Annotated in this window: 20 protein-coding genes; 9 read left to right on the forward strand and 11 right to left on the reverse strand. The window is 65.8% G+C overall.

Features of this window, described 5'->3' with window-relative positions:
• Positions 1-16 precede the first annotated feature (16 nt).
• A complete protein-coding gene (locus tag BM397_RS23480; RefSeq protein WP_092428911.1) occupies positions 17-2,668 on the forward strand; it encodes an alpha-L-rhamnosidase in 2,652 nt (883 codons plus the stop codon).
• Between the two features lie 13 nt (positions 2,669-2,681).
• On the opposite strand, the gene BM397_RS23485 is transcribed toward BM397_RS23480, so the two are convergent.
• Positions 2,682-3,482 carry a helix-turn-helix transcriptional regulator gene (locus tag BM397_RS23485; RefSeq protein WP_092428909.1) on the reverse strand — a complete coding sequence of 267 codons (801 nt, stop codon included), beginning with the start codon at positions 3,480-3,482 and terminating at the stop codon, positions 2,682-2,684.
• A 149-nt stretch (positions 3,483-3,631) separates the two neighbouring features.
• Between BM397_RS23485 and BM397_RS23490 the strand changes: the two genes are divergently transcribed.
• The 5 genes from BM397_RS23490 to BM397_RS23510 are packed head-to-tail and all read left to right on the forward strand — an operon-like array spanning position 3,632 to position 8,442.
• Complete coding sequence (locus tag BM397_RS23490) at positions 3,632-4,765, forward strand: ABC transporter ATP-binding protein (protein ID WP_092429221.1); 1,134 nt, start codon at positions 3,632-3,634, stop codon at positions 4,763-4,765.
• A 41-nt stretch (positions 4,766-4,806) separates the two neighbouring features.
• On the forward strand, positions 4,807-5,961 hold the full coding sequence (locus tag BM397_RS23495; protein ID WP_092428907.1) for an ABC transporter substrate-binding protein: 1,155 nt from the start codon (positions 4,807-4,809) through the stop codon (positions 5,959-5,961).
• A 22-nt stretch (positions 5,962-5,983) separates the two neighbouring features.
• Entirely contained in the window at positions 5,984-6,841 is an 858-nt protein-coding gene (locus BM397_RS23500; protein WP_092428905.1) for an ABC transporter permease, read from the forward strand.
• Between the two features lie 16 nt (positions 6,842-6,857).
• Positions 6,858-7,664, forward strand: a complete 807-nt coding sequence (locus BM397_RS23505) for an ABC transporter permease (protein WP_092428903.1) — start codon at positions 6,858-6,860, stop codon at positions 7,662-7,664.
• A gap of 22 nt (positions 7,665-7,686) precedes the next feature.
• Positions 7,687-8,442 (forward strand): SDR family NAD(P)-dependent oxidoreductase, encoded by a 756-nt coding sequence (locus BM397_RS23510; RefSeq protein ID WP_092428901.1) that lies wholly within the window; start codon positions 7,687-7,689, stop codon positions 8,440-8,442.
• Between the two features lie 16 nt (positions 8,443-8,458).
• Here BM397_RS23510 and glpK read toward each other — a convergent pair whose 3' ends face one another.
• The 9 genes from glpK to glpD all read right to left on the reverse strand — a co-directional run bounded on the left by glpK (position 8,459) and on the right by glpD (position 18,422).
• Positions 8,459-9,970: a glycerol kinase GlpK gene (gene glpK / locus BM397_RS23515; protein WP_092428899.1), complete on the reverse strand. Its 1,512-nt coding sequence runs from the start codon at positions 9,968-9,970 to the stop codon at positions 8,459-8,461.
• A gap of 383 nt (positions 9,971-10,353) precedes the next feature.
• Complete coding sequence (locus tag BM397_RS23520; RefSeq protein WP_092428897.1) at positions 10,354-12,057, reverse strand: ABC transporter substrate-binding protein; 1,704 nt, start codon at positions 12,055-12,057, stop codon at positions 10,354-10,356.
• A 79-nt stretch (positions 12,058-12,136) separates the two neighbouring features.
• The gene (locus BM397_RS23525; RefSeq protein WP_092428895.1) at positions 12,137-12,409 is read right to left on the reverse strand and encodes a DUF2160 domain-containing protein; all 273 of its coding nucleotides are present in this window, start codon (positions 12,407-12,409) and stop codon (positions 12,137-12,139) included.
• Between the two features lie 12 nt (positions 12,410-12,421).
• Entirely contained in the window at positions 12,422-13,273 is an 852-nt protein-coding gene (locus BM397_RS23530) for a carbohydrate ABC transporter permease (RefSeq protein ID WP_092428893.1), read from the reverse strand.
• 252 nt (positions 13,274-13,525) lie between these two features.
• Entirely contained in the window at positions 13,526-14,395 is an 870-nt protein-coding gene (locus tag BM397_RS23535; RefSeq protein ID WP_092428891.1) for a carbohydrate ABC transporter permease, read from the reverse strand.
• Entirely contained in the window at positions 14,392-14,610 is a 219-nt protein-coding gene (locus tag BM397_RS23540; RefSeq protein ID WP_092428889.1) for a hypothetical protein, read from the reverse strand. Before BM397_RS23540 ends, BM397_RS23535 begins: the two co-directional genes overlap by 4 nt.
• Positions 14,607-15,689: an ABC transporter ATP-binding protein gene (locus BM397_RS23545; protein ID WP_092428887.1), complete on the reverse strand. Its 1,083-nt coding sequence runs from the start codon at positions 15,687-15,689 to the stop codon at positions 14,607-14,609. The genes BM397_RS23540 and BM397_RS23545 overlap by 4 nt, the downstream gene beginning before the upstream one ends.
• 12 nt (positions 15,690-15,701) lie before the next feature.
• Positions 15,702-16,790, reverse strand: coding sequence for an ABC transporter ATP-binding protein (locus tag BM397_RS23550; RefSeq protein ID WP_092428885.1), 1,089 nt, complete (start codon positions 16,788-16,790; stop codon positions 15,702-15,704).
• A gap of 36 nt (positions 16,791-16,826) precedes the next feature.
• Positions 16,827-18,422: a glycerol-3-phosphate dehydrogenase gene (gene glpD, locus BM397_RS23555; protein WP_092428883.1), complete on the reverse strand. Its 1,596-nt coding sequence runs from the start codon at positions 18,420-18,422 to the stop codon at positions 16,827-16,829.
• A 236-nt stretch (positions 18,423-18,658) separates the two neighbouring features.
• Here glpD and BM397_RS23560 point away from each other — a divergent pair, with 236 nt between their 5' ends.
• Together BM397_RS23560 and sfsA are read left to right on the forward strand one after the other, a co-directional pair.
• Positions 18,659-19,426, forward strand: coding sequence for a DeoR/GlpR family DNA-binding transcription regulator (locus BM397_RS23560; RefSeq protein ID WP_092428881.1), 768 nt, complete (start codon positions 18,659-18,661; stop codon positions 19,424-19,426).
• A 43-nt stretch (positions 19,427-19,469) separates the two neighbouring features.
• Positions 19,470-20,177: a DNA/RNA nuclease SfsA gene (sfsA, locus tag BM397_RS23565; protein ID WP_092428879.1), complete on the forward strand. Its 708-nt coding sequence runs from the start codon at positions 19,470-19,472 to the stop codon at positions 20,175-20,177.
• Positions 20,178-20,286: 109 nt separating this feature from the next.
• On the opposite strand, the gene BM397_RS23570 is transcribed toward sfsA, so the two are convergent.
• A complete protein-coding gene (locus tag BM397_RS23570) occupies positions 20,287-21,189 on the reverse strand; it encodes a mechanosensitive ion channel family protein (protein WP_092428877.1) in 903 nt (300 codons plus the stop codon).
• Between the two features lie 247 nt (positions 21,190-21,436).
• Here BM397_RS23570 and map point away from each other — a divergent pair, with 247 nt between their 5' ends.
• Entirely contained in the window at positions 21,437-22,264 is an 828-nt protein-coding gene (map, locus tag BM397_RS23575) for a type I methionyl aminopeptidase (RefSeq protein ID WP_092428875.1), read from the forward strand.
• Positions 22,265-22,280 lie beyond the last annotated feature (16 nt).

The following is a 22,280-nucleotide window of genomic DNA, read 5'->3' on the forward strand; positions in this document are numbered from 1 at the left end:
GACCGGGAGGTCTGACATGGCCGGAGATGACACCGCCGCGGCCCTGCGCCCCGTCGCGCTGCGCTGTGAGCTGCAAGCGGAACCGCGCGGTCTCAACGACCTTTTGCCCCGGTTGAGCTGGGGCTGCGAGGGCGAGGCCGATCTGGCCGCGAGCCGGGTGGTGCTTGGCGTGGATTGCGCGGCAGTGGTCTCGGGGCAGGGCGATCTCTGGGACAGCGGCTGGCTTTCCGGCACCCCGTCGCCGCTGCGCTACGCCGGCGCCCCATTGCCGCGCGATGCGCGCCTGTGGTGGTCCGTTGGCCTGCGCGACGGGCAGGGTGCCGAGACATGGTCCGAGCCGGCGCCGATCTTCACCGGGCTCGATGCGGCGGATTGGGAGGCCGAGTGGATCGCCCGCTACTTCGTGCTGCCCGCCGGGCGCGAGGTGCCGCAGGACAGTGCCTACGACAACCGCTTCCAGGCCCGCCCAGCCGACTACATGCGCCGGACCTTCGATCTGCCCGAGGCGCCGGTGCGTGCCTTGGTCTATGTCAGCGCGCTCGGTCTCTACGAGCTGCATGTAAACGGCCAGCGCATCGGGCGGGACGTGATGGCGCCGGGCTGGACCGACTACCACACCCGCACCGAATACACGGTGCACGATGTCACCGAGCACCTGAGCGCCGGCCCCAACGCCCTCGGTGCCATTCTGGGCGAGGGCTGGTACTCGGGCCGCATCGGTCACAACCAGCGCCGCGCGGGCAACCATTATGGCGGACGCCCGGCCTTCCTGTGCCAGCTGCATGTCGAATACGCGGACGGGCAGACCCAGCGCATCGTCAGCGACGACCGCTGGCGCACCCGGCAGGGGCCGGTCTGCTACTCGGACTTCCTCGCGGGTGAGATGTACGACGCGCGGCGCGAGATGCCGGGCTGGGATGCGGCGGGCTTCGAGGAAGTGAACTGGCAGCCGGTGGAGGTCTTCACCCCCGATCCCGGGGCACCTCATCTCGACGCCGCCCGCGCACCGCTGGCCCGAGAGGTCGCGACGCTGGAGCCGCAAAGCGAAACCCGTGCCCCGGACGGCGAGCGCATCTTCGACTTCGGTCAGAACCTCGCGGGATACCTGAGCATGGAGGTCGAGGCCCCCTCCGGCACTGAGATCCGCCTGCGCCACGCCGAGCGGCTGGATGAGGCGGGGGCGCTCTACACCGCCAACCTGCGCTTTGCCGTCAGCGAGGACATCTACATCTGCAAGGGTGGCGGGCCTGAGCGCTTCACTCCGCGCTTCACCTTCCATGGGTTCCAATACGTCGGCCTCAGCGCCAGCGGCCCGGTCGAGGGGCTGAGCCTGCGCGCCATCGCAATCCAGTCGGACCTGCCGTTGACGGGGTCCATCGAGACCGGAAACGCGATGGTCAACCAGCTGATCTCCAATATCTTCTGGAGCCAGCGCGGCAATTTCCTCGCGGTGCCCACCGATTGCCCGCAGCGTGACGAGCGTTACGGCTGGTCTGCCGACGCGCAGGTGTTCTGGCGCACCGCAGGCTATTTCATGGACGTCAGCGCCTTCACCGAGAAGTGGCTGCAGGACATGGTCGACGGCCAGTCGGCCGAGGGCATCTTCCCCGACGTGGCTCCGACCAAGCCGCTCAATCCCTACCGGCTCACGCCGCAGCCCGGTGCCCCCGCATGGGGTGACGCGCCGGTCATCCTGTGCCGCGATCACTGGCTGCGCTATGGCGACGCGGAGCTGCTGCGCCGCATGTGGGCGCCGCTGGTGGCCTGGATGGACTACATCGAACGCGAGAACCCGGGTGGCATCCGCGAACGCTCGGTGCACAACAACTACGGGGACTGGCTGTCCATCGGCCCGGTGACCGACCGGGCGCTTGTCGCAACCGCCTACTGGATCCACCTCGCGGACATCATGGGGATGCTGGCCGGGGTGTTGCAGGAGCCGGTGGACCGCTGGAGCGCACTTGCCGAACGGCTGCGCGCGGCCTTCCTCGCCCGCTTCTGGCAGGAGGGCAGCCTCAGCGGCGACACCCAGACGGCCTACCTGCTTGCGCTCGACTTTGCCCTGCTGCCCGAGGCGCTGCGGCCGCAGGCAGCGGCGCGGCTCGGCGCACTGCTCGATGCGGCGGACGGCCACCTGCAGACCGGCTTCCTCGGCGTGCGCCATCTCGCGCCGGTGGTCTGCGACTGGCTGGGGCCGGAACGGGCGGTCGATCTGTTGCTGAAGGACACCTATCCCTCGTGGGGCTTCTCGATCCGCCACGGCGCGACGACGATCTGGGAGCGCTGGGACGGTTGGACGCCGGAAAAGGGCTTCCAGTCCACCGCAATGAACTCCTTCAACCATTACGCCTATGGCGCGGTTGGCGAGTGGATCTGGGCGCGGCTCGCGGGCATCGACTGGAACGCGGCGGGTCCCGGGTATCGCAGGCTGGCCATGCGCCCGGTCTTCGACCGCCGTATCGGCCATGTAAAGGCACGCTACGAAGCGGCGACGGGACCGGTGCAAAGCGCCTGGGCCTATGAGGGCGAAGCCGTGGTCTGGGAGGTTTCGCTGCCGCCGGGCACCAGCGCCGAGGTCGCCTTGCCCGAGGGCTGGAGCCGCGACGGGCAGCGGGCCTTTGCACTCGGAGCTGGGCGACACAGGCTGGTGCTGCAGCCCGCCGGCTGAGCGATGCGTTTGGTCAGAGGTCCTCGAGCGAGGCCATGAACTTGGAGAAGAGCTCGCCCTGCGAGCTCACCCCGAGCTTGCCGTAGATATTGCGCCGGTGAATGCGCACCGTGCCGGGGGCGATCCCGAGCGCGTGGCCCGTCGCCTCGGCGGAATGTCCCTTGAGCGTGTATTCGACGATTTCGGCCTCGCGCGGGGTCAGCAGGTTGCGCCCGAAGCTCTGGAATGCCTCGTCGATCAGCTTGGGCAGGCGCGGTCCCTCGCTTCCCGGCTGGCCGGCAAACTCGTCGATCAACCCCGCCCAATGGCGCTTCGCGCAGGCCTCGACAAAGGGAAAGATCGTCTGCAGGTCGCGGAATTCCTTCGCCGAAAATGCCTTCAGCTCGCGCATCGCCGATATCACGACGCTCACATCGTCACCAACGTCAACGATAAAGCCTATTTCTTCGGCAAGTCCGGTCTGCACATAGTAGTTCCGGAAGTATTCGGCCTGGTAAAAGCGGTCGGGCGCAAGCTCGCGCAGGCGCACCAGCCGGGACGTCGTGGGGGCGGCGGAATGGAGGTAGAACGGGTCCAGGAGATAGGGACCCTCCTGGTAATCGTCGACCATGACCCGGCGCTTGGCAGCCGGGAAATCGTCATAGATATCAAGGGGACGGCGGTCCTTGTAGTAGGCGAAGGTCACCGTGAACTCGAAGGGCACGACGGTGCGCATCGCTTCGGTCAACGCCTTCGGGAAGCCCGGGGTGCCAAGCGCGGCGACCGCTGCGGCGCTGGCTGAAACCCAGCTCTCGATGTCAAATTTACCAGCCATCTATGCCCTTTGTGGTATATACAACCAAATCTTGTTTCCGTACCGTTTTTGAAAATTACGGCATATGCCGCCTGGCGCAAGGGTAAACAGCCACGCCGGACGACAGGGGATAAGCCGGACCGGGGAGCACGATGATTCAGGAACCGAAGATGACCGACGCCACCACCACCCACGTCCCTGCGCCGGAGGCCGTGGCGGAATTCGTCGGGGCGACCAAGCGCTTCGGCGACGTTCTGGCTGCCGACCGCATCGACCTGCGCATCCGGCGCGGCGAATTCCTGTCGTTTCTCGGCCCCTCCGGCTGCGGCAAGACCACGGCGCTGCGCATGCTGGCGGGCTTTGAGAGTCCGACCGAGGGCGAGGTGCTGATCGACGGGCGCGACGTTTCGGCGGTCCCGGCCCACAAGCGCCCGGTGAACATGGTGTTCCAGCACTACGCGCTCTTTCCGCATATGACCGTGGCGCAGAACGTCGGCTATGGGCTGCGCCAGCGTCGCCCGCGCCTGCCGAAGCGCGAGATCGAACTGAAGGTCGCCAAGGCACTGGCGACGGTGCGTCTGGCGGACTTCGGGCCGCGCCGGATCTGGGAGATGTCTGGCGGCCAGCAACAGCGCGTGGCGCTCGCCCGTGCCATCGTCAACGAACCGAAGATCCTGCTGCTCGACGAGCCCATGGCGGCGCTCGACGCCAAGCTGCGCGGCGAGATGCAGCGCGAGCTCTTGGAGCTGCAGCGTAGCCTCGGGATCACCTTCGTGCTGGTCACCCACGACCAGGAGGAGGCGCTCGCCATGTCCGACCGCATCTGCATCATGGGCAAGGGTCGGATCGCGCAGGTGGGCACGCCGCAGGAACTCTACGACCGCCCGCGCAGCCGTTACGTCGCCGATTTTGTCGGCAAGGCCAATATCGTGTCCGGACAGATCACCGGCCGGCAGGGCGGGCTGGCGCAGGCGGTGCTTGGCAATGGCGTGAAGGTCGTGCTGCGCGACGAGCCGGGCGATGACCGCACAACGACCGAGATCGCCGTGCGCCCCGAAGCACTGGGTCTCGCCGCCCGTGATAGCGCCGTCCCTGCGGGGACAGCGGTTGTCCCCGCGCGCGTCACCCATCGCACCTTCCTGGGCGATCACACCGAATACCTGCTGGCGGCCGACGGGCTCGGCCAGATGCAGGTCAATGTTCCGCGACAGGCCGAAAGAGCCTTGGGCGGGCACGACGTGGGCGCATTGGTCCACGTCCTCTGGCCGGAGGGAACGGGTCTCGTTCTCGCCGTCGACGACTGAAGACACTCCAACAAGTCAAAGTCCAACAAGGGAAAATCCAGATGAAGAACGACAACACGCCGATCTCGCGCAAGGCGTTCATGGAAGAGCTGCGGCGCTACCAGAAGGGCTCTGTCACCCGTCGCCACTTCCTCGGGGTGACAGGTCTCGGAACCGCCGCGGCGGTCATGGGGGGGGCCATGCCGGGCCTGCTGCCGAGCCGTGCCCGCGCGCAGGACATCGGTGACCGCGTGGTGCTGGCGACCTGGCCGAACTACCACGACGCCGCCAATTTCGACGCCTTCACCGATGAGACCGGCGCCTACACGCAGGTCAATGTCTTCGGCTCGAACGAGGAGATGCTGGCGAAGATCCAGGCTGGCGGGTCCGGCTGGGACGTCTTCGTGCCGACCAACTATGCGATCCCGACCTATGTCGAGGCGGATCTCATAGAGCCTCTCGACTTGAGCAAGATCCCGAACTTCGACCCGGCCTCCTTCGACCCGCGCTTCGCCGATGCGGGCACGATCGACGGCGTGGTCTACGGCGTGCCGAAGAACTGGGGCACCACCGGCATCGCCTTCAACTCCGACAAGACCGGCGGCGTTGTGGACAGCTGGAAGGCCTTCTTCGACGGCGCCCGCGATGCGTGGGACGGCCGGGTGATGGTGCATGACTACCAGCTTACCACCATCGGCAACGCATTGGTTTATCACGGCTTCTCCTTCAACTCGGTGGATCCCGAGGAACTGGCGCAGGCCGAGAAGCTGTTGATCGACGTCAAGCCGCACCTCTATGCGATTTCGTCTGACTATCAACCGGCGATGCGCAACGGCGATGCCTGGCTGACCATGTGCTGGACCGGCGACGGCAAGCAGATGAACACCGACATGCCCGAGATCGGCTTCGCGCTCGGCAAGGAGGGCGGCGAGATCTGGTCCGACTATTACGCCATCCCCAAGGACGCGCCGCACAAGGAGGCCGCCTACGCGCTGATCAACTACCTGCTGTCGCCGGAGGTGAACGCCAAGGAGGCGCTGGCTCACGGCTACCCGGTGGCCGACAGCCGCACCAACGCGCTGCTGCCCGAGGAGCTGCTCAACGATCCGATCATCTACCCGGCCGCCGAGGCGCTCAGCCCGCTGGAATTCGGCGCGGCGGTGACCCTTACCGACCCGAACCGCGCCGAGCTGATGGCGCGCTTCAAGTCGGCCTAAGAGCGAAGACGGAGACAGGACGATGGCCATGACCCAATCCCGGGCGCGGGCGCTGCTGCTGACACCGGCAGGGCTTTGGTACGCGGCGATGCTGCTGCTGCCGCTGGCCGTCGTCCTGATCTTCTCCTTCGGCGAGCGCAGCGCCATCGGCGGCTACGCGCCCGGCTTCACCTTCGAGCAATATGCCAACCTGCCAGCGAGGTTCGCGGCCTTCCGAAACACGCTGACGCTGGCACCGGTGGGCACCCTCGCGGCGTTGCTCATCGCCTATCCGCTGGCCTACTTCCTGGCGGTGAAGGTTAGCCCGAAATGGAAGACCATGCTGCTGGTGCTGGTGATCGTGCCGTTCTGGACCTCGATCCTCATTCGCTCCTACGCGTGGATCTTCCTGCTCGGCGGCAAGGGCATCCCGGCGCTGCTCGAGGTCATCGGTCTGGATGACGTGCGGCTGCTCAACACGCCCTTCGCGGTGCTGGTGGGCATCGTCTACGGCTACCTGCCGCTGATGGTCTTCCCGATCTACGTGGCGCTGGAAAAGCTCGACAAGCGGCTGCTCGAAGCTGCTGCCGATCTCGGCACGCCGCCCTGGCGCGCTTTCCTGCAGATCACCCTGCCGCTGTCGATGCCCGGGGTGCTGACCGGCTCGATGCTGGTGTTCATCCTGCTGATGGGGGAGTTCCTGATCCCCGCGATCCTTGGCGGTGGCAAGGTCTTCTTCGTCGGCAACGCGCTGGTCGACCTCTTCCTGCAGTCGCGCAACTGGGCCTTCGGCTCGGCAGTGGCGGTGGCGCTGGTGGTGGTCATGCTGATCACCGTCGGCATCTACACCCGCCTCGTGAAGCGCTTCGGCGCCAGCCGCGACGACGTCGGCCTGATGTGAGCCCCCGGAGACCCTGATGAAACTCTACGCCTGGGCGGTTTACGCCTTCCTGTACCTGCCGATCGGTATCATCGCGCTGTTCTCCTTCTCGGCGGGGCGCTCGGCCTCGCAGATGCAGGGGTTCTCGCTGCAATGGTACGGCCGCGCGTTGAACAATCCCTTCGTGATGGAGGCGCTTTGGACCTCGGTGCGCGTCGCCTTCCTCTCGGCGGTGCTGGCGACGGTGGTCGGCACCATGGCGGCGCTGGCGCTGACCGGTATGCGCGGGCGCACGCGCAAGGTCTTTGACCTATTGGTGCAGATCGCCGTGATGATCCCCGGCATCGTCATCGGCATCGCGACGCTGATCGCGCTGGTCTCGGTCTTCGATCTGGTGAACCCCTGGCTCGAAGGGCTGACCGGCTGGAAGCTGTCGCTCGGCTCCGGCTCGCTGATCGCGGCGCACGGGCTGTTCACCATGTCTCTGGTGGTATTGCTGGTGCGCGGGCGGATGGAGACGCTGGACGGGGCGCTGATCGAGGCCTCGGGCGATCTTGGCGCAACGCCCATGGGGACCTTCTGGCAGGTGACCTTCCCGCAGATCCTTCCCGCGATCCTCGCGGGCTTCCTGCTCGCCTTCACCTTCAGCTTCGACGACTTCATCATCGCCTTCTTCGTCGCGGGCGCCGAGACCACGCTGCCGATCTACGTCTTCTCATCGATCCGCCGCGGCGTCACCCCCGAGATCAACGCGATCGGCACCATGGTCATGGCCGCCTCGCTTCTCATGCTGATCGTCGCGCAACTGCTGCTGCGGCGCTCTCAGGCGCAGGCGCGCCGGTAACTCAAGACTTCAGGAGAGACCCATGCTGAAAGACCGTGTCGCATTGGTGACCGCCGCCGGATCCGGGATCGGCCGCGCTGGCGCCGTGGCCATGGCCCGCGAGGGCGCCTACGTGGTGGTGACGGATCTGCGTGAGGAGCTTGCCGCCGAGACGCTGGCCGAGATCGAGGCCGCCGGCGGCCGCGGCATGGCGCAGGGGCTCGACGTGCGCGACGATGCTGCGGTGGAGGGGCTGATCGACAAGGTGGCCAGGGATCACGGCAGGCTCGACGTGCTGCACAGCCACGCCGGAATCCAGATCGAGGGCAGGGTCGAGGATGTTTCCCCGGCGCAGATGGATGCGGCCTGGGCGCTGAACGTGCGGGCGCATTTTGTCGCCTCGCGGGCGGTGATCCCGCACATGCGGGCGCAGGGCGGCGGCTCGGTGATCATCACCGCCTCGAACTCGGGCTGCCAGTACGACCGCGGCATGGTCTCATACGCCACCACCAAGCACGCTGCCGTGGCCATGGTGAAGCAGATGGCGGTGGACTACGCGCGCGAGAAGATCAGGTTCAACGCGCTCTGCCCGGGGTTTGTCGACACGCCTTTCAATCTTGGCTTCGAGAAGCAGATGGGCGGGCGCGCGGCGCTTGAGAGCTATGTCGCCGACACCATCCCGATGGGCCGCTGGGCCAGCGTGGAGGAGATCGCCGAGGGAATCCTTTACCTCGCCTCCGACCGCTCTGCCTTCGTCACCGGGCTGGCGCTGGTGATCGACGGGGGCGAGATCCTCTGATCCCGCCCCGCGGCGCTCAGCCGTTGGGGGAGCCGAAGCCGATGGTTGCCTCGACCGCGCGTTTCCAGGCGGCGTATTTGCGCTCGCGCGTGGCCGCCTCCATCTTCGGCTCGAAGCGGGCGTCGCGGGCCCAGGCGGCCGCAAACTCTTCCATCCCGGGCATCAGTCCGGCCTTGTGACCGGCGAGCCAGGCCGCGCCCATGGCGGTGGTCTCCAACACAGTCGGCCGCTCGACCGGCGCGTCAAGGATGTCCGACAGGTATTGCATCCCCCAGTCCGAGGCGCTGAGACCGCCGTCCACGCGCAGCGCCGCCATTTCGGCATCGCCGTGTTCGGCGCTCCAGTCGGCCTTCATCGCCTCGATCAGGTCGCGGGTCTGGTAGCCGACGCTTTCCAGCGCGGCGCGGGCGAACTCGGCGGGGCCGGAGTTGCGGGTGAGCCCGTAGATCGCGCCCCGGCAATCGGCGTTCCAATAGGGCGCTCCGAGCCCGGTGAAGGCGGGCACGAGCACCAGCTCCTGCGCCTCGTCGGCCGCCTCGGCCAGCGGCTGGCTCTCGGCGGCATGGCGGATCACCTGCAGCCCGTCGCGCAGCCACTGGATCACCGCGCCGGCGACGAAGATCGAGCCTTCGAGCGCGTAGGTGGTCTTGCCGTCAATGCGGTAGGCGATGGTGGTCAGAAGCCGGTTCTTGGACACCACCGGCGTTTCGCCGGTGTTGAGCAGGGCAAAGCAGCCGGTGCCATAGGTGGATTTGACCATGCCCGGGGCAAAGCAGGCCTGGCCGATGGTCGCCGCCTGCTGGTCTCCGGCGATGCCGAGGATGGGGATCGGACGGCCAAAGAGATCGGCGCGGCACTCGCCGAAACTGGCGTCGCAGTCGCGCACCTCGGGCAGCATGTTGGTGGGGATGTTCAGCCGCTTGCAGATCGCCTCCGACCAGCGCCCCTCGCGGATGTTGTAAAGCATGGTGCGCGCGGCGTTGGTGGCGTCGGTGGCGTGGACCGCGCCGCCGGTGAGCTTCCACACCAGCCAGCTGTCGACGGTGCCGAAGAGCAGCTCGCCAGCCTCGGCCTTCTCGCGCGCGCCGGGAGTGTTGTCGAGGATCCAGGCCAGCTTGGTCGAGGAGAAATAGGGATCGAGCAGCAGGCCGGTCTTTTCGGTGACCACCTCCTCGAAGCCTTCGTCGCGCAGGCCGCGGCACATCTCCGAGGTGCGGCGGTCCTGCCAGACGATGGCATTGTGGATCGGCTTGCCGGTGGTCTTGTCCCAGACCACGGTGGTCTCGCGCTGGTTGGTGATGCCGATGGCGGCGATGTCGTCGGCGCCGATCCCGGCTTTTTCCACGACGGCGCGGCAGGTGGCGGCGGTGGTGGACCAGAGATCGAGCGGGTCGTGTTCCACCCAGCCGCTCTGCGGGAAGTGCTGCGGGAACTCCTCTTGCGCCGAGGCGACGACCTGCAGCTTTTCGTCAAAGAGGATCGCGCGGGTCGAGGTGGTGCCCTGGTCGATGGCGAGGATGAGGGTCATGGGTGTGGTCTGGCCTTTGTTTGCGTCGTTACGTGGTGCCCACGATTGGGCCGGGCGTAGGGGAGCCGGGCGAGCGTCTGCCCGTGGGGTGGCGCTGCAACGGTCGCGATCTGTGCTTTATCCTAGACAAATCCGGACGAGTTCCGAACGTCGCGCGACGATGACACAGCGCCAGCCCGCCGGGACGGGCAGGCGCTTGCCCGGCGGCTTCGCCTTGATTCCGGGCGAAGTTGCGTATCTCTCAAGTCTCTCGACCAAAGAGCCTCCCGACATCTCTTCCCTATTTCAATCTCTTACTTAACTCGTATCGGCGATGGCCCGACATGGCCATGGCGAAGACGAGAAAACGGGGGCGGGCCACAGCCCGCCCCCGCTTAGCTAGCTCAGTTCCACGAGGCGACGAGCTCGTCATAGGAGACGGTCTTTGGCTCCTCGCGCTCGTTCTCGATCTTCGGCTTCGGCGAACCTTCCATCGAGAGCCATTCCTCGGCGTCCTTCTCCTCGTTCATCACCGGGCCAAGGTCGCCCTGGATGCCGGCACGCTCGAGGCGCTCCATGACCTTCTCCATGTCCGAGCAGAGGCTGTCGAGGGCCTCCTGCGCGGGCTTCGCGCCCGACATGGCGTCGCCGATGTTCTGCCACCACAGCTGCGCCAGCTTGGGGTAGTCCGGCACGTTGGTGCCGGTGGGCGACCAGCGCACGCGGTCGGGCGAACGGTAGAATTCCACCAGGCCGCCAAGGTTCGGCGCGCGGTCGGTGAAGCTCTGGTCCTGGATCGAGCTCTCGCGGATGAAGGTCAGGCCGACGTGGCTCTTCTTCACGTCCACGGTCTTGGAGGTGACGAACTGCGCGTAGAGCCAGGCGGCCTTGGCACGATCCTCGGGGGTGGACTTCATCAGCGTCCAGGAGCCCACGTCCTGGTAGCCGACCTTCATGCCGTCCTCCCAGTAGACGCCATGCGGCGAAGGGGCGAGGCGCCACTTGGGCGTGCCGTCCTCGTTCATCACCGGCAGGCCGGGCTCGACCAGCGAGGCGACGAAGGTGGTATACATGAACATCTGTTGCGCGATGTTGCCCTGCGCCGGGACCGGGCCGGCCTCGGAGAAGGTCATGCCCATGGCCGACGGCGGCGAGTACTTGTTGAGCCACTCGATCGCCTTCTCGACCGCGTAGACTGCCGCCGGGCTGTTGGCCGCGCCGCCGCGCGACATGCAGGCGCCGACGGGTTGCGAGTTCTCGTTCACCCGGATGCCCCATTCGTCGACCGGCAGGCCGTTGGGCTCGCCCTTGTCGCCCATGCCGGCCATCGACATCCAAGCATCGGTGTAGCGCCATCCGAGCGAGGGGTCCTTCTTGCCGTAGTCCATCGAGCCGAAGATGTCCTGCCCGTCGATGTTACGACCGGTGAAGAACTCGGCGATGTCCTCATAGGCCGACCAGTTGACCGGTACGCCGAGGTCGTAGCCGTACTTCTCCTTGAATTCGGCCATGATGTCAGGGTCAGTGAACCAGTCGTAGCGGAACCAGTAGAGGTTGGCGAACTGCTGGTCGGGCAGCTGGTAGAGCTTGCCATCGGGGGCGGTGGTGAACTGGGTGCCGATGAAATCGTCGAGATCCAGCGTCGGGCTGGTGACCTCGGCGCCCTCGTTGCTCATCCAGTCGGTCAGGTTGCGCACCTGCTGGTAGCGCCAGTGCGTGCCGATAAGATCGCTGTCGTTGACATAGGCGTCATAGATATTCTCGCCCGACTGCATCTGCGTCTGCAGCTTCTCGACCACGTCGCCCTCGCCGATGAGGTCGTGGGTGATCTTGATGCCGGTGATCTTTTCGAAGGCCGGGGCGAGCACCTGGCTTTCGTACTCGTGGGTGGTGATCGTCTCCGAGACCACCTTGATCTCCATGCCCTGGAAGGGCTGGGCCGCATCGACGAACCACTGCATCTCGGCTTCCTGGTCTTCGCGCGAGAGGGTCGACAGATCGCCGATCTCCGCATCGAGGAAGGCCGTGGCCGCCTCCATGTCGGCGAAGGCCGGCCCGCTCAGCAGGCCGAGCGCAAGCGCCATGGCGGTTGATCTCTTAAGGTTCATGGTTTCCTCCCTTATTGAACCGTTTTTACTCTTGCGGTGGTCCGGGACTCCTCCATCCCGGGTGATGCCATGCCGGGTCTCAGACCCAGCGGAACACCGCCGCCGCGTAGATCAGGCAGACGACAAGCGCCGCCCACTGCATCTGGCCGATGAGTCCGAGCCAGGCGAGATTGATGAAGGCCGAGCCCAGCAGCGTGATGAAGAGCCGGTCGCCGCGCGTGGTTTCGATGCCGAGGACGCCGAGGCGCGGCGTCTCGGGAAAGCGGATTGCCAGCACGGTGAAGATCACCAGCAGCGCCGCGATGGTCAGAAAGAAGGCCGCCGTGGGCCAGGTCCATGCCATCCAGTCCATGTCGGTCTCCTCTCAGACGCGGCCCAGGGCAAAGCCCTTGGCGATGTAGTTGCGGACGAACCAGATCACGAGCGCGCCCGGGATAATGGTCAGCACGCCAGCGGCGGCCAGCACGCCCCAGTCGAGCCCCGAGGCCGAGACGGTGCGGGTCATCGTTGCTGCGATCGGTTTGGCGTCCACCGTGGTCAGCGTGCGCGAGAGCAGCAGCTCGACCCAGGAGAACATGAAGCAGAAGAAGGCGGCGACGCCGATGCCCGACGAGATCAGCGGCATGAAGATCTTCACGAAGAAGCCGCCGAAGCTGTAGCCGTCGATATAGGCGGTCTCGTCGATCTCCTTCGGCACGCCGCGCATGAAGCCCTCGAGGATCCAGACCGCCAGCGGCACGTTGAACAGGCAATGCGCCAGCGCCACGGCGATGTGCGTGTCGAAGAGGCCGATGCTGGAATAGAGCTGGAAGAAGGGCAGGGCGAAGACCGCAGGCGGCGCCATGCGGTTGGTCAGCAGCCAGAAGAACAGGTGCTTGTCGCCCATGAAGTGATAGCGCGAAAAGGCGTAGGCCGCCGGCAGCGCCACGGTGAGCGAGATCACCGTGTTCATCACCACGTAGATCAGCGAGTTGATATAGCCGGTGTACCAGCTCGGATCGGTGAGGATCGTTGCATAGTTGGCAAAGGTCAGGTTGCGCGGCCAGAGCGTGAAATCGCCGAGGATCTCGGTGTTGGTCTTCAGGCTCATATTGAGCAGCCAGTAGATCGGAAGCAGCAGGAACAGCAGGTAAAGCGTCATCACGATGACGCGGGTGTTGATCCGGGGCAGGCTGCGCGACCGGCGTGCGGCGGGGGTGAGGGCGGTGTCGGTCATGACGGGCTCCCGGTCGCGATTGAGGACGGAACAGAGTGGCCCGGAATCAAGCCGAAGGCGCCGGGCCAGCGCCGGCCCGTCCCGGCGGGCTGGCGCTTTGCCAGCTGTGCGCGCCGTTCAAAGGTCGTCCGGGTCTGGCTGGGATAAAGCGCGGAGTTCGGCCGTTGCAGCGCCACCCCACGGGCCAGCGCTGGCCCGGCTTGCGTTGCGCCGGTGGCAAGCTTGCCGGTGTCCCTAAGGGTCACACCCATCTCACATCCCCTTTTTGTCGAGGTTGGTCATCACGGTGTAGAACACCCAGGAAATCAGCAGGATCACCAGGAAGTACATGATCGAGAAGGCCGCGGCGGGGCCGAGGTCGAACTGCCCCAGCGCCATCTTCACCAGGTCGATCGACAGCAGCGTGGTGGCATTGCCGGGACCGCCGCCGGTGACCACGAAGGGCTCGGTGTAGATCATGAAGCTGTCCATGAAGCGCAGCAGGATGGCGATCATCAGCACCCCCGCCATCTTCGGCAGCTCGATGTAGCGGAACACTTTCCAGCGGCTGGCCTGGTCGATCTTGGCGGCCTGGTAGTAGGCGTCGGGGATCGATTTCAGACCGGCGTAGGCCAGCAGAGCCACCAGTGAGGTCCAGTGCCAGACGTCCATGACGACGATGGTGACCCAGGCGGCCAGCGGGCTTTGCGTATAGTTGTAGTCGATCCCGAGGCTTTCCAGCGTGCGGCCCAGCAGGCCGATGTCGACCCGGCCAAAGACTTGCCAGATGGTGCCGACGACGTTCCACGGAATGAGCAGCGGCAGCGACATGAGCACGAGACAGAAGGACGCCCAGAAGCCCGACTTCGGCATGTTGAGCGCCACGAAGATGCCCAGCGGCACCTCTATGGCGAGAATGATCCCCGAGAACATCAGCTGCCGTCCGAGTGCATTCCACATCCGGTCGGAATGCAGCATCTCGTCGAACCATTCGAGCCCGGCCCAGAAGAACTGGTTGTTCCCGAAGGTGTCCTGCACCGAGTAGTTGACCACGGTCATCAGCGGGATCACCGCCGAGAAGGCCACCAGCACCAGCACCGGCAGCACCAGGAACCAGGCCTTGTGATTGACGGTCTTGTTCATCGCGCAGCCTCCTCATGGGGCTTCCGCACGGGGACGGCGGTGCAGGTCAACGTTTTCACATCCAGGCCGGAGCCGGCCGCTCGTGACGCGGTTACGCCCCAGAGCCCTTGCGCCTCATGCACGGCGGCGGGGTCAATGAAGGCCTTGGCGCGCGGCTGGATGGTCCGCAGACGCTGCCCAACCAGAGATTTCTGTGCGATGAAACGGATCATCATGCGGCCTCCCCCTCGGGCGCGACGCGCCAGTCGTCGCGGTAGACGTTGACGTGCGCCGGATCGAAGCGCACGCGGGTCATGTCCGGCCCGATGCTCTCGTCCTCGCCGGCGACGATGTTGATGTCATGACCGAAGAAGTCGGCACGGATGATCTTGTGCCGCCCGGCGTCCTCGACGCGGCGGACCTTCACCGGCAGCCCCTCGGAGGTGCTGAGCCGGGCGAACTCGGGGCGCACGCCGATCTCGACCTTGCCCTCCATCGCGCGGTAGCCGGCACCCAGATCGAAATGCGATCCGTTGATGTAGGCCCTGGTGCCATCGACCTTGGCGGGGATCACGTTCATCCCCGGCGAGCCGATGAAATAGCCGACGAAGGTATGCTCGGGCCGCTCGAACAGCTCCTCGGGCGTGCCGATCTGCACCACGCGGCCGTCGTACATCACCACCACCTTGTCGGCGAAGGTCAGCGCTTCGGTCTGGTCGTGGGTCACGTAGATCATCGTATGGCCGAAATCATGGTGCAGCTTCTTGAGCTGGGTTCGCAGCTCCCACTTCATGTGCGGGTCGATCACCGTCAGCGGCTCGTCGAAGAGCAGGGCGTTCACGTCCTTGCGCACCATGCCGCGACCGAGGCTGATCTTCTGCTTGGCGTCGGCGGTGAGCCCGCTGCACTTGCGGCGCAGCTGGTCCTCCATGCCGATCATCCGGGCGATCTCCTGCACGCGCTCGGCGACATAGGTCTCGTCGCGGCCGCGGTTGCGCAGCGGGAAGGCGAGATTGTCGCGCACGGTCATCGTGTCGTAGACGACCGGGAACTGGAACACCTGCGCGATGTTGCGTTCGGCGGTCGGCGCGTGGGTCACGTCGTGGCCATCGAAGAGCACGCGCCCCTGCGAGGGGATCAGCAGTCCCGAGATGATGTTGAGCAGCGTGGACTTGCCGCAGCCCGAGGAACCGAGCAGCGCATAGGCGCCGCCGTCCTGCCAGTCGTGGGTCATCTGCTTGAGCGCGAAGTCTTCCTCGCCGCGCGGGTTCGGCAGGTAGGAGTGGGCGAGATTGTCGAGCGTTATCTTTGCCATGTCGCTATCTCCTCAGGCAGCCAGCGCGTAGGCAGCGGGGGCGACCAGCTCGCCGTTTTCGCCAAAGACGTAGACGTGGCGGGGCGACAACCAGACGTCGAGCGGCTCGCCGAGTGGAAGGTCATGCACGCCGCTCACCAGCCCGACCCAGCGTTCGCCATGGTGGTCGAGGTGGACGAAGGTCTCGGAACCGGTCAGCTCACTCACCTGAAGCTGGGTGCGGAAGCGCAGCGCTTCGGGTTCGTGCTGCAGGATCTCCAGGTGGTTGGGCCGGAAGCCCGCCATGCAGCGCCCGTCGGGCAGATCCTTGAGCTTGCCGGTGGCGGGCGCGCTCTGGCCCTCGCCGAACATCAGCCGATCGCCGGTCTTGGAGATCTGCAGGAAGTTCATCGGCGGGTCGCTGAACACCCGGGCCGTGGTGGCGTCAAGCGGCTGGCGGTAGACCTCGGGGGTCGGGCCGAATTGCGTCACGCGGCCCTCCCAGAGCGTCGCGGTATGACCGCCAAGCAGCAGCGCCTCCTCGGGCTCGGTGGTCGCGTAGACGAAGATCGAGCCGGAAGCCTCGAAGATCTTTGGAATTTCTACCCTCAGCTCTTCGCGCAGCTTGTAGTCGAGGTTGGCCAGCGGCTCGTCCAGAAGCACCAGACCGGCGTTCTTCACCAGCGCCCGCGCCAGCGCGCAGCGCTGCTGTTGCCCGCCTGACAGCTCCAGCGGCTTGCGTTGGAGAAACGGCGTCAGCTTCATCAGCTCGGCGCTCTCGCGCACCCGGCGGTCGATTTCGGCACGGTCCACGCCCATCAGCTTCATCGGCGAGGCGATGTTCTGATAGACGGTCATCGAGGGGTAGTTGATGAACTGCTGGTAAACCATGGCCACCTTGCGGTCCTGCACCCGCATGCCGGTGACGTCATTGCCTTCCCAGAAGATCTTGCCGGTGGAGGGCGCATCGAGCCCCGCCATCAGCCGCATCAGCGACGTCTTGCCCGACAGGGTCGGGCCCAGCAGCACGTTCATCGTGCCATTCGCGAGCGTCAGATCGGTCGGGGCAATATGGGTCTGCCCCTCGACGATCTTTGATACGCCCTTCAGTTCCAGCGACATAAGGTCCTCCTCCCCGCGCCGTATGTCTCCGCCGTGTTATTCGGCGGCGTCGGCCCTTTCGCGGCGGGATCTCATCCAGCCGTCCAGTGCCGATATCTCCTCCGCGCTCAGGCGCAGCCCGAGCTTGGTGCGTCGCCACACCACGTCCTCGGCCGTGCGGGCAAACTCCTGCCGCATCAGCCAGATCGCCTCCGCCTCCGTGAGCGTCGCGCCGAAACCCCTCCCAAGGTCCTCCGCGCTCTTTGCCTCTCCCAGAAGCGTTTCCGCTTCGGTGCCATAGGCGCGCACGAGCCGCCGTGCCCAAACCTCTCCAAGGAAGGGATATTTGCCGCTCAGAGTCTGCACCAACACATCGAACCCATCGACTGGAAAATCGCCGCCTGGCATGGCCACGCCCGCCGTCCAGGGCCCGGACTTCAGCGCGATGTGCTCGCCGATCTTTTCAAGCGCGCTTTCCGCCAGCCGCCGGTAGGTGGTGATCTTGCCGCCGAAGACGTTGAGCACCGGGGCACCGCCCGTGGCATCCACCTTCAGCGTGTAGTCCCGCGTCGCCGCCGTGGCGCTGCTGGCACCGTCATCGTAGAGCGGGCGTACCCCTGAATAGGTCCAGACCACATCCTCCGCCGAGATCGACTGCGCGAAATACTGGTTGGCGAAGTTGATGAGGTAGGCCTGTTCCTCGGGCGTGCAGACGGGGCGGCGATCCGGGTCGTCGTGCTCGGCGTCGGTGGTGCCGATCAGGGTGAAATCGCGCTCGTAGGGGATGGCAAAGATGATGCGCCCGTCAGTGCCCTGGAAGAAGTAGCACTTGTCGTGATCGTAGAGCTTGCGCGTGACAATATGGCTGCCACGCACCAGCCGCACGCCTTCGCGAGACGGCAGGTCGATCTTGTCGTGGATCACGTCGCCGACCCACGGTCCGCCCGCATTGATCAGCATCTTTGCGTAATGGGTTGCTTTCGCGCCCGTCTCCGCGTCCTCGGTCGCGATGCGCCAGAGCGCGCCGTCGCGCTGCGCATGGGTGACCTTGGTGCGGGTCATGATCGTGGCGCCGCGCGCCTCGGCGTCGCGGGCATTGAGCACCACCAGCCGCGAATCCTCGACCCAGCAGTCGGAATATTCATAGGCGCGCTCGAAGCGCTCCTGCAGTGGCGCGCCCTCCGGCGTGCCCTTCAGCGAGAGCGTCGCCGTGCCCGGCAGGATCTTTCGCCCGCCCAGGTGGTCGTACATGAACAGCCCCATGCGGATCAGCCAGGCCGGGCGGCGGCCCTTCATCCAGGGCATGGCAAGGCCGAGCATTTTGGAGATCGGCGTCTCGCTCTCGAAACGCATGTCCTTGTGGTAGGGCAACACGAAGCGCATCGGCCAGCTGATGTGCGGCATGGCGCGCAGCAGAACCTCGCGCTCGACCAGCGCCTCGTGCACCAGTCGCACCTCGAGGTACTCCAGGTACCGCAGCCCGCCGTGGAACAGCTTGGTCGAGGCCGAGGAGGTCGCCGAAGCCAGATCCCCCATCTCGGCAAGCACCACCGAAGCGCCGCGCCCGGCCGCGTCCCGGGCGATGCCGCATCCGTTGATGCCGCCGCCGATGACGAAGAGATCTGCAGGGGTGTTCGGGGTGGTTTCGCGCACGGGGGCCTCTTTCAACTTGGGCGCAGGCTAAACCCGGACCGCGCATCCGCGCAAGGCTTTTGTTTTCGTTTTTTTTCGTATCGCCTGAGAATCAAGATTTCCTCGAAAAATCCTGTGCTTCACATGTCATGCTCACCGCAGATTTCGCGTCTGCAGCATATAAACCTCTGGATCATGGGCGCGTTTGCGGGTTCCTTACGGTCAGTGAAGACGAAAACGAAAGAAACCGAACAGCCATGTCCCAATCCCTGCGCCACCCGGAAATTCTCGAGATCGCCCGCCGCGACGGCAAGGTGACCGTCGAGGGGCTGGCGCAGCATTTCGGCGTCACGCTGCAGACCATCCGGCGCGACCTGAGCGAATTGGCCGACGGCGGGCGGTTGGAACGGGTGCATGGCGGCGCGGTGCTGCCCTCGGGCACGATGAACATCGGCTACGAAGAACGGCGCCACCTCAACATGGAGGCCAAGACCGCCATCGCCCGCGCCTGCGCGGCACACATCCCGCAGGGCATCTCGCTGTTTCTCAATATCGGCACCAGCACCGAGGCGGTGGCGCGCGAACTCCTGCACCACAAGGGGCTGATGGTGGTCACCAACAACATGAACGTCGCCAATATCCTCGTCGCCAATCCCGATTGCGAGGTGCTGGTCAGCGGCGGAAGCCTGCGCCGCACCGATGGCGGGCTGATCGGCGCGCTGGCGACCGAGAGCATCCGGCAGTTCAAGTTCGACCTTGCCGTCATCGGCTGCTCGGCGCTGGATGCCGAGGGCGACATCCTCGATTTCGACCTCCAGGAGGTGGGCGTCAGCCGCGCCATCCTGCGCCAGTCGCGCCGCACCTTCCTCGTCGCCGACCACACCAAGTTCCGCCGCAGTGCCCCGGCGCGCATCGCCTCGCTGGCAGAGATCGACAAGTTTCTCACCGACCAGCCCCTGCCGGCCTCCTTGGCCGCTGCCTGCGCTGACTGGGGCTGCGAGGTGGTGGTGGCCGGTCGCCGCTGACCCCGCGCTTGCGCGTGGTGCACCCGCCGCTATAGCTCGGACCATGCGTTTCGAAACCCCGCTCATCCCCGCCCGCCTGCTGCGCCGCTACAAGCGCTTCCTCGCCGACTGCCGGCTCGAGGACGGCACAGAGATCACCGCCCATGTGGCCAACCCGGGCAGCATGCTGGGCATGGCCGAGCCGGAGAGCAAAATCTGGCTCGAGCCGAATGACGATCCGAAGCGGAAACTGAAATACGCCTGGCGGCTGATCGAACATGAAAGCGGCGCCTTCACCGGTGTCGACACCGGCGTGCCCAACCGCGTGCTGCGCGCGGCGCTGCAGGCGGGGCAGGTGGCGGGCCTCGAGGGGTACGACACGCTGCGCCCCGAGGTGAAATACGGCGAGAAGAGCCGCATCGACTTCCTGCTTGCCGGCGACGGACGCCGCGATTGCTACGTAGAGGTGAAATCGGTGACGCTCTCGCGCCGCCCGGGCCTGGCCGAGTTCCCGGACAGCGTCACCGCGCGCGGCGCCAAGCATCTCGCGGAGCTTTCGGCAATGGTCGCGTTGGGGCATCGCGCGGTGATGCTCTATCTCGTGCAGCGGACGGATGCGGAGGAGGTGACCCTCGCGGGGGACATCGACCCCGCCTATGCCACCGCCTTCGCGCGCGCCGTGCAAAGTGGTGTGGAGGTGATCGCCCTCGGTTGCCGGATATCGCCGGAAGAAATCACGCTCGGCGATCCTTTGCCCTTCCGGACGCCCTGACCGCCCGCGTCCCTGCGGGCTTCCACATGGTCGAAATATCCCGGGGGAGTCCGCGTCAGCGGACGGGGGCAGAGCCCCCATCCACCGCTCATGTCATGTAAGCGCCGGCTTAGACCAGCTGCGACTTCGGCTCCGCGAGGGCCGTTGCCTCTTCCTCCTCGTCGCGCGTGATGTGCAGCGTGCGGGTGGGGAAGGGGATGTCGACACCGTTCTCGTCGAGCGCTTCCTTGACCCGGCGCTTCATGTCGGCCTGGAACTGGAAGAAATCGCCGCTGGCGACCCAGACCCGCACCAGGAAGTCGACCGAGCTGTCGTTCAACGCGTTGACCTGGATGAAGGGCGCGGGATCGGTCATCGACCGTTCGTCGGCCATGATCGTCTCGCGGATCACCCGCTCTGCGGTGGCGAGGTTCGCGCCGTAGCCGACACCGAAGGTCCATTCCGCCCGGCGTGTCTTGTAGATTGAGTAGTTCTCGATGACATTGCCCCAGACCTCCGAGTTCGGCACGATGATCTGCGTGTTGCTGAGGCTGGCAAGCTCGGTGGTGTTGAGCGTGATGTCCTTCACCGTGCCCGAGACCCCCGCCACGGTGATGAAATCGCCGAGCTTGATCGGGCGGAAGACGATGATCATCACGCCGGCGGCGACATTCGACAGCGTGCCTTGCAGCGCAAGGCCGACGGCGAGGCCGGCGGCACCCAGCGCGGCGATGATCGAGGTCGTCTGCACGCCGAAGGTGTTGAGCACGATCAGCGTGGTGAAGATCAGCACCACGTAGCGCGCGATATTGCCCAGGAAGTTGAAGAGCGTGTCATCCAGCCGGGCGCTGCGCGCCGACATGGCGGTGATCCGGCCCTTGACCCAGCGCCCGATGAACAGGCCGACCAGCAGCAGCAGGATCGCCGCCACGACGTTGCCGAGCATGCTGGCCAGGAAATCCAGCGTGAACACGTCCGAGAGCGACGTGCCGTTGTAGATGTCGGTGTTCAAGACCTCGTTGATACTGTCCATTGTCCCTCAATGTTCCTTTTCTGCGGGTCTGCGCCGGGGCTGCCCGTCTTGCGCACCGCTGCGACCGGTGCGACTTGGTTTGGGTCTGGCCTGATCCCCTTCAGGCGGTTTCGGAGCGGGCTCCGGGTGACATGGTGCGCATCAGGCCCGCATCGCGGGACCTAACGCAGGGACATGCCATTGCGTTCCCCTGCCATCCTCTGGCAATGGAACGCAACACGCATTAAGTATTGAAGGGAAGAGACCCATGGAGCGCCCCGTCTTGCGAAATGACACGAGCGGCCGTCTCACCCGCGACGGCATCCGCATTCACGAACCCGCCGATTTTGCCGGCATGAACAAGGCCGGTGCGCTGGCCGCGAAGATCCTCGACGATCTCGCGCCGCTGGTCGAACCCGGCCAGACGACCGGAGCGATCGACGACTTCATCCGCAACGCGGTGGAGGAGGCGGGCGCGGTCTCGGCGACCATTGGCTACAAGGGCTACCAGCACGCCAGCTGCATCTCGATCAACCACGTTGTCTGCCACGGCATTCCCGGTGACAAGAAGCTGAAGGATGGCGACATCCTCAACGTCGACGTCACGGTGATCGTCGACGGATGGTACGGCGACACGTCCCGCATGTACGTGGCCGGAAAGCTCTCGCGGAAGTCCGAGCGGCTGATCCAGGTGACTCACGATTCGCTGATGCTGGGCATCGAGGCGGTGAAACCGGGCAACACCTTCGGCGACATCGGCCACGCGATCCAGAGCTACGTCGAGGCGCAGCGCATGTCGGTGGTGCGCGACTTCTGCGGTCATGGCCTCGGCCGGGTGTTCCACGCCGCGCCCAACGTGCTGCACTACGGCCGCGCCGGCACCGGACCGGTGCTCGAAGAGGGCATGTTCTTCACCATCGAGCCGATGGTGAACCTCGGCCGTCCCGAGACCAAGGTGCTGGCCGATGACTGGACCGCGGTGACCCGCGACAAGTCGCTCTCGGCGCAGTTCGAGCATTCGGTCGGCGTGACCGCCGACGGGGTCGAGATCTTCACCCTCTCACCGGGCGGCAAGTTCCACCCGACCTGGGGCTAAGGGGCAGACCGGGCGC

It is taken from the genome of Alloyangia pacifica (genome assembly GCF_900116195.1).
In the GTDB taxonomy this organism is placed as follows: domain Bacteria; phylum Pseudomonadota; class Alphaproteobacteria; order Rhodobacterales; family Rhodobacteraceae; genus Salipiger; species Salipiger pacificus.

Coding starts and splice junctions, on each gene's coding strand:
- BM397_RS23480 (WP_092428911.1), top strand. CDS start 17: ATGGCCGGAGATGACACCGCCGCGGCCCTGCGCCCCGTCGCGCTGCGC.
- BM397_RS23485 (WP_092428909.1), bottom strand. CDS start 3,482: ATGGCTGGTAAATTTGACATCGAGAGCTGGGTTTCAGCCAGCGCCGCA.
- BM397_RS23490 (WP_092429221.1), top strand. CDS start 3,632: ATGACCGACGCCACCACCACCCACGTCCCTGCGCCGGAGGCCGTGGCG.
- BM397_RS23495 (WP_092428907.1), top strand. CDS start 4,807: ATGAAGAACGACAACACGCCGATCTCGCGCAAGGCGTTCATGGAAGAG.
- BM397_RS23500 (WP_092428905.1), top strand. CDS start 5,984: ATGGCCATGACCCAATCCCGGGCGCGGGCGCTGCTGCTGACACCGGCA.
- BM397_RS23505 (WP_092428903.1), top strand. CDS start 6,858: ATGAAACTCTACGCCTGGGCGGTTTACGCCTTCCTGTACCTGCCGATC.
- BM397_RS23510 (WP_092428901.1), top strand. CDS start 7,687: ATGCTGAAAGACCGTGTCGCATTGGTGACCGCCGCCGGATCCGGGATC.
- glpK (WP_092428899.1), bottom strand. CDS start 9,970: ATGACCCTCATCCTCGCCATCGACCAGGGCACCACCTCGACCCGCGCG.
- BM397_RS23520 (WP_092428897.1), bottom strand. CDS start 12,057: ATGAACCTTAAGAGATCAACCGCCATGGCGCTTGCGCTCGGCCTGCTG.
- BM397_RS23525 (WP_092428895.1), bottom strand. CDS start 12,409: ATGGACTGGATGGCATGGACCTGGCCCACGGCGGCCTTCTTTCTGACC.
- BM397_RS23530 (WP_092428893.1), bottom strand. CDS start 13,273: ATGACCGACACCGCCCTCACCCCCGCCGCACGCCGGTCGCGCAGCCTG.
- BM397_RS23535 (WP_092428891.1), bottom strand. CDS start 14,395: ATGAACAAGACCGTCAATCACAAGGCCTGGTTCCTGGTGCTGCCGGTG.
- BM397_RS23540 (WP_092428889.1), bottom strand. CDS start 14,610: ATGATGATCCGTTTCATCGCACAGAAATCTCTGGTTGGGCAGCGTCTG.
- BM397_RS23545 (WP_092428887.1), bottom strand. CDS start 15,689: ATGGCAAAGATAACGCTCGACAATCTCGCCCACTCCTACCTGCCGAAC.
- BM397_RS23550 (WP_092428885.1), bottom strand. CDS start 16,790: ATGTCGCTGGAACTGAAGGGCGTATCAAAGATCGTCGAGGGGCAGACC.
- BM397_RS23560 (WP_092428881.1), top strand. CDS start 18,659: ATGTCCCAATCCCTGCGCCACCCGGAAATTCTCGAGATCGCCCGCCGC.
- sfsA (WP_092428879.1), top strand. CDS start 19,470: ATGCGTTTCGAAACCCCGCTCATCCCCGCCCGCCTGCTGCGCCGCTAC.
- BM397_RS23570 (WP_092428877.1), bottom strand. CDS start 21,189: ATGGACAGTATCAACGAGGTCTTGAACACCGACATCTACAACGGCACG.
- map (WP_092428875.1), top strand. CDS start 21,437: ATGGAGCGCCCCGTCTTGCGAAATGACACGAGCGGCCGTCTCACCCGC.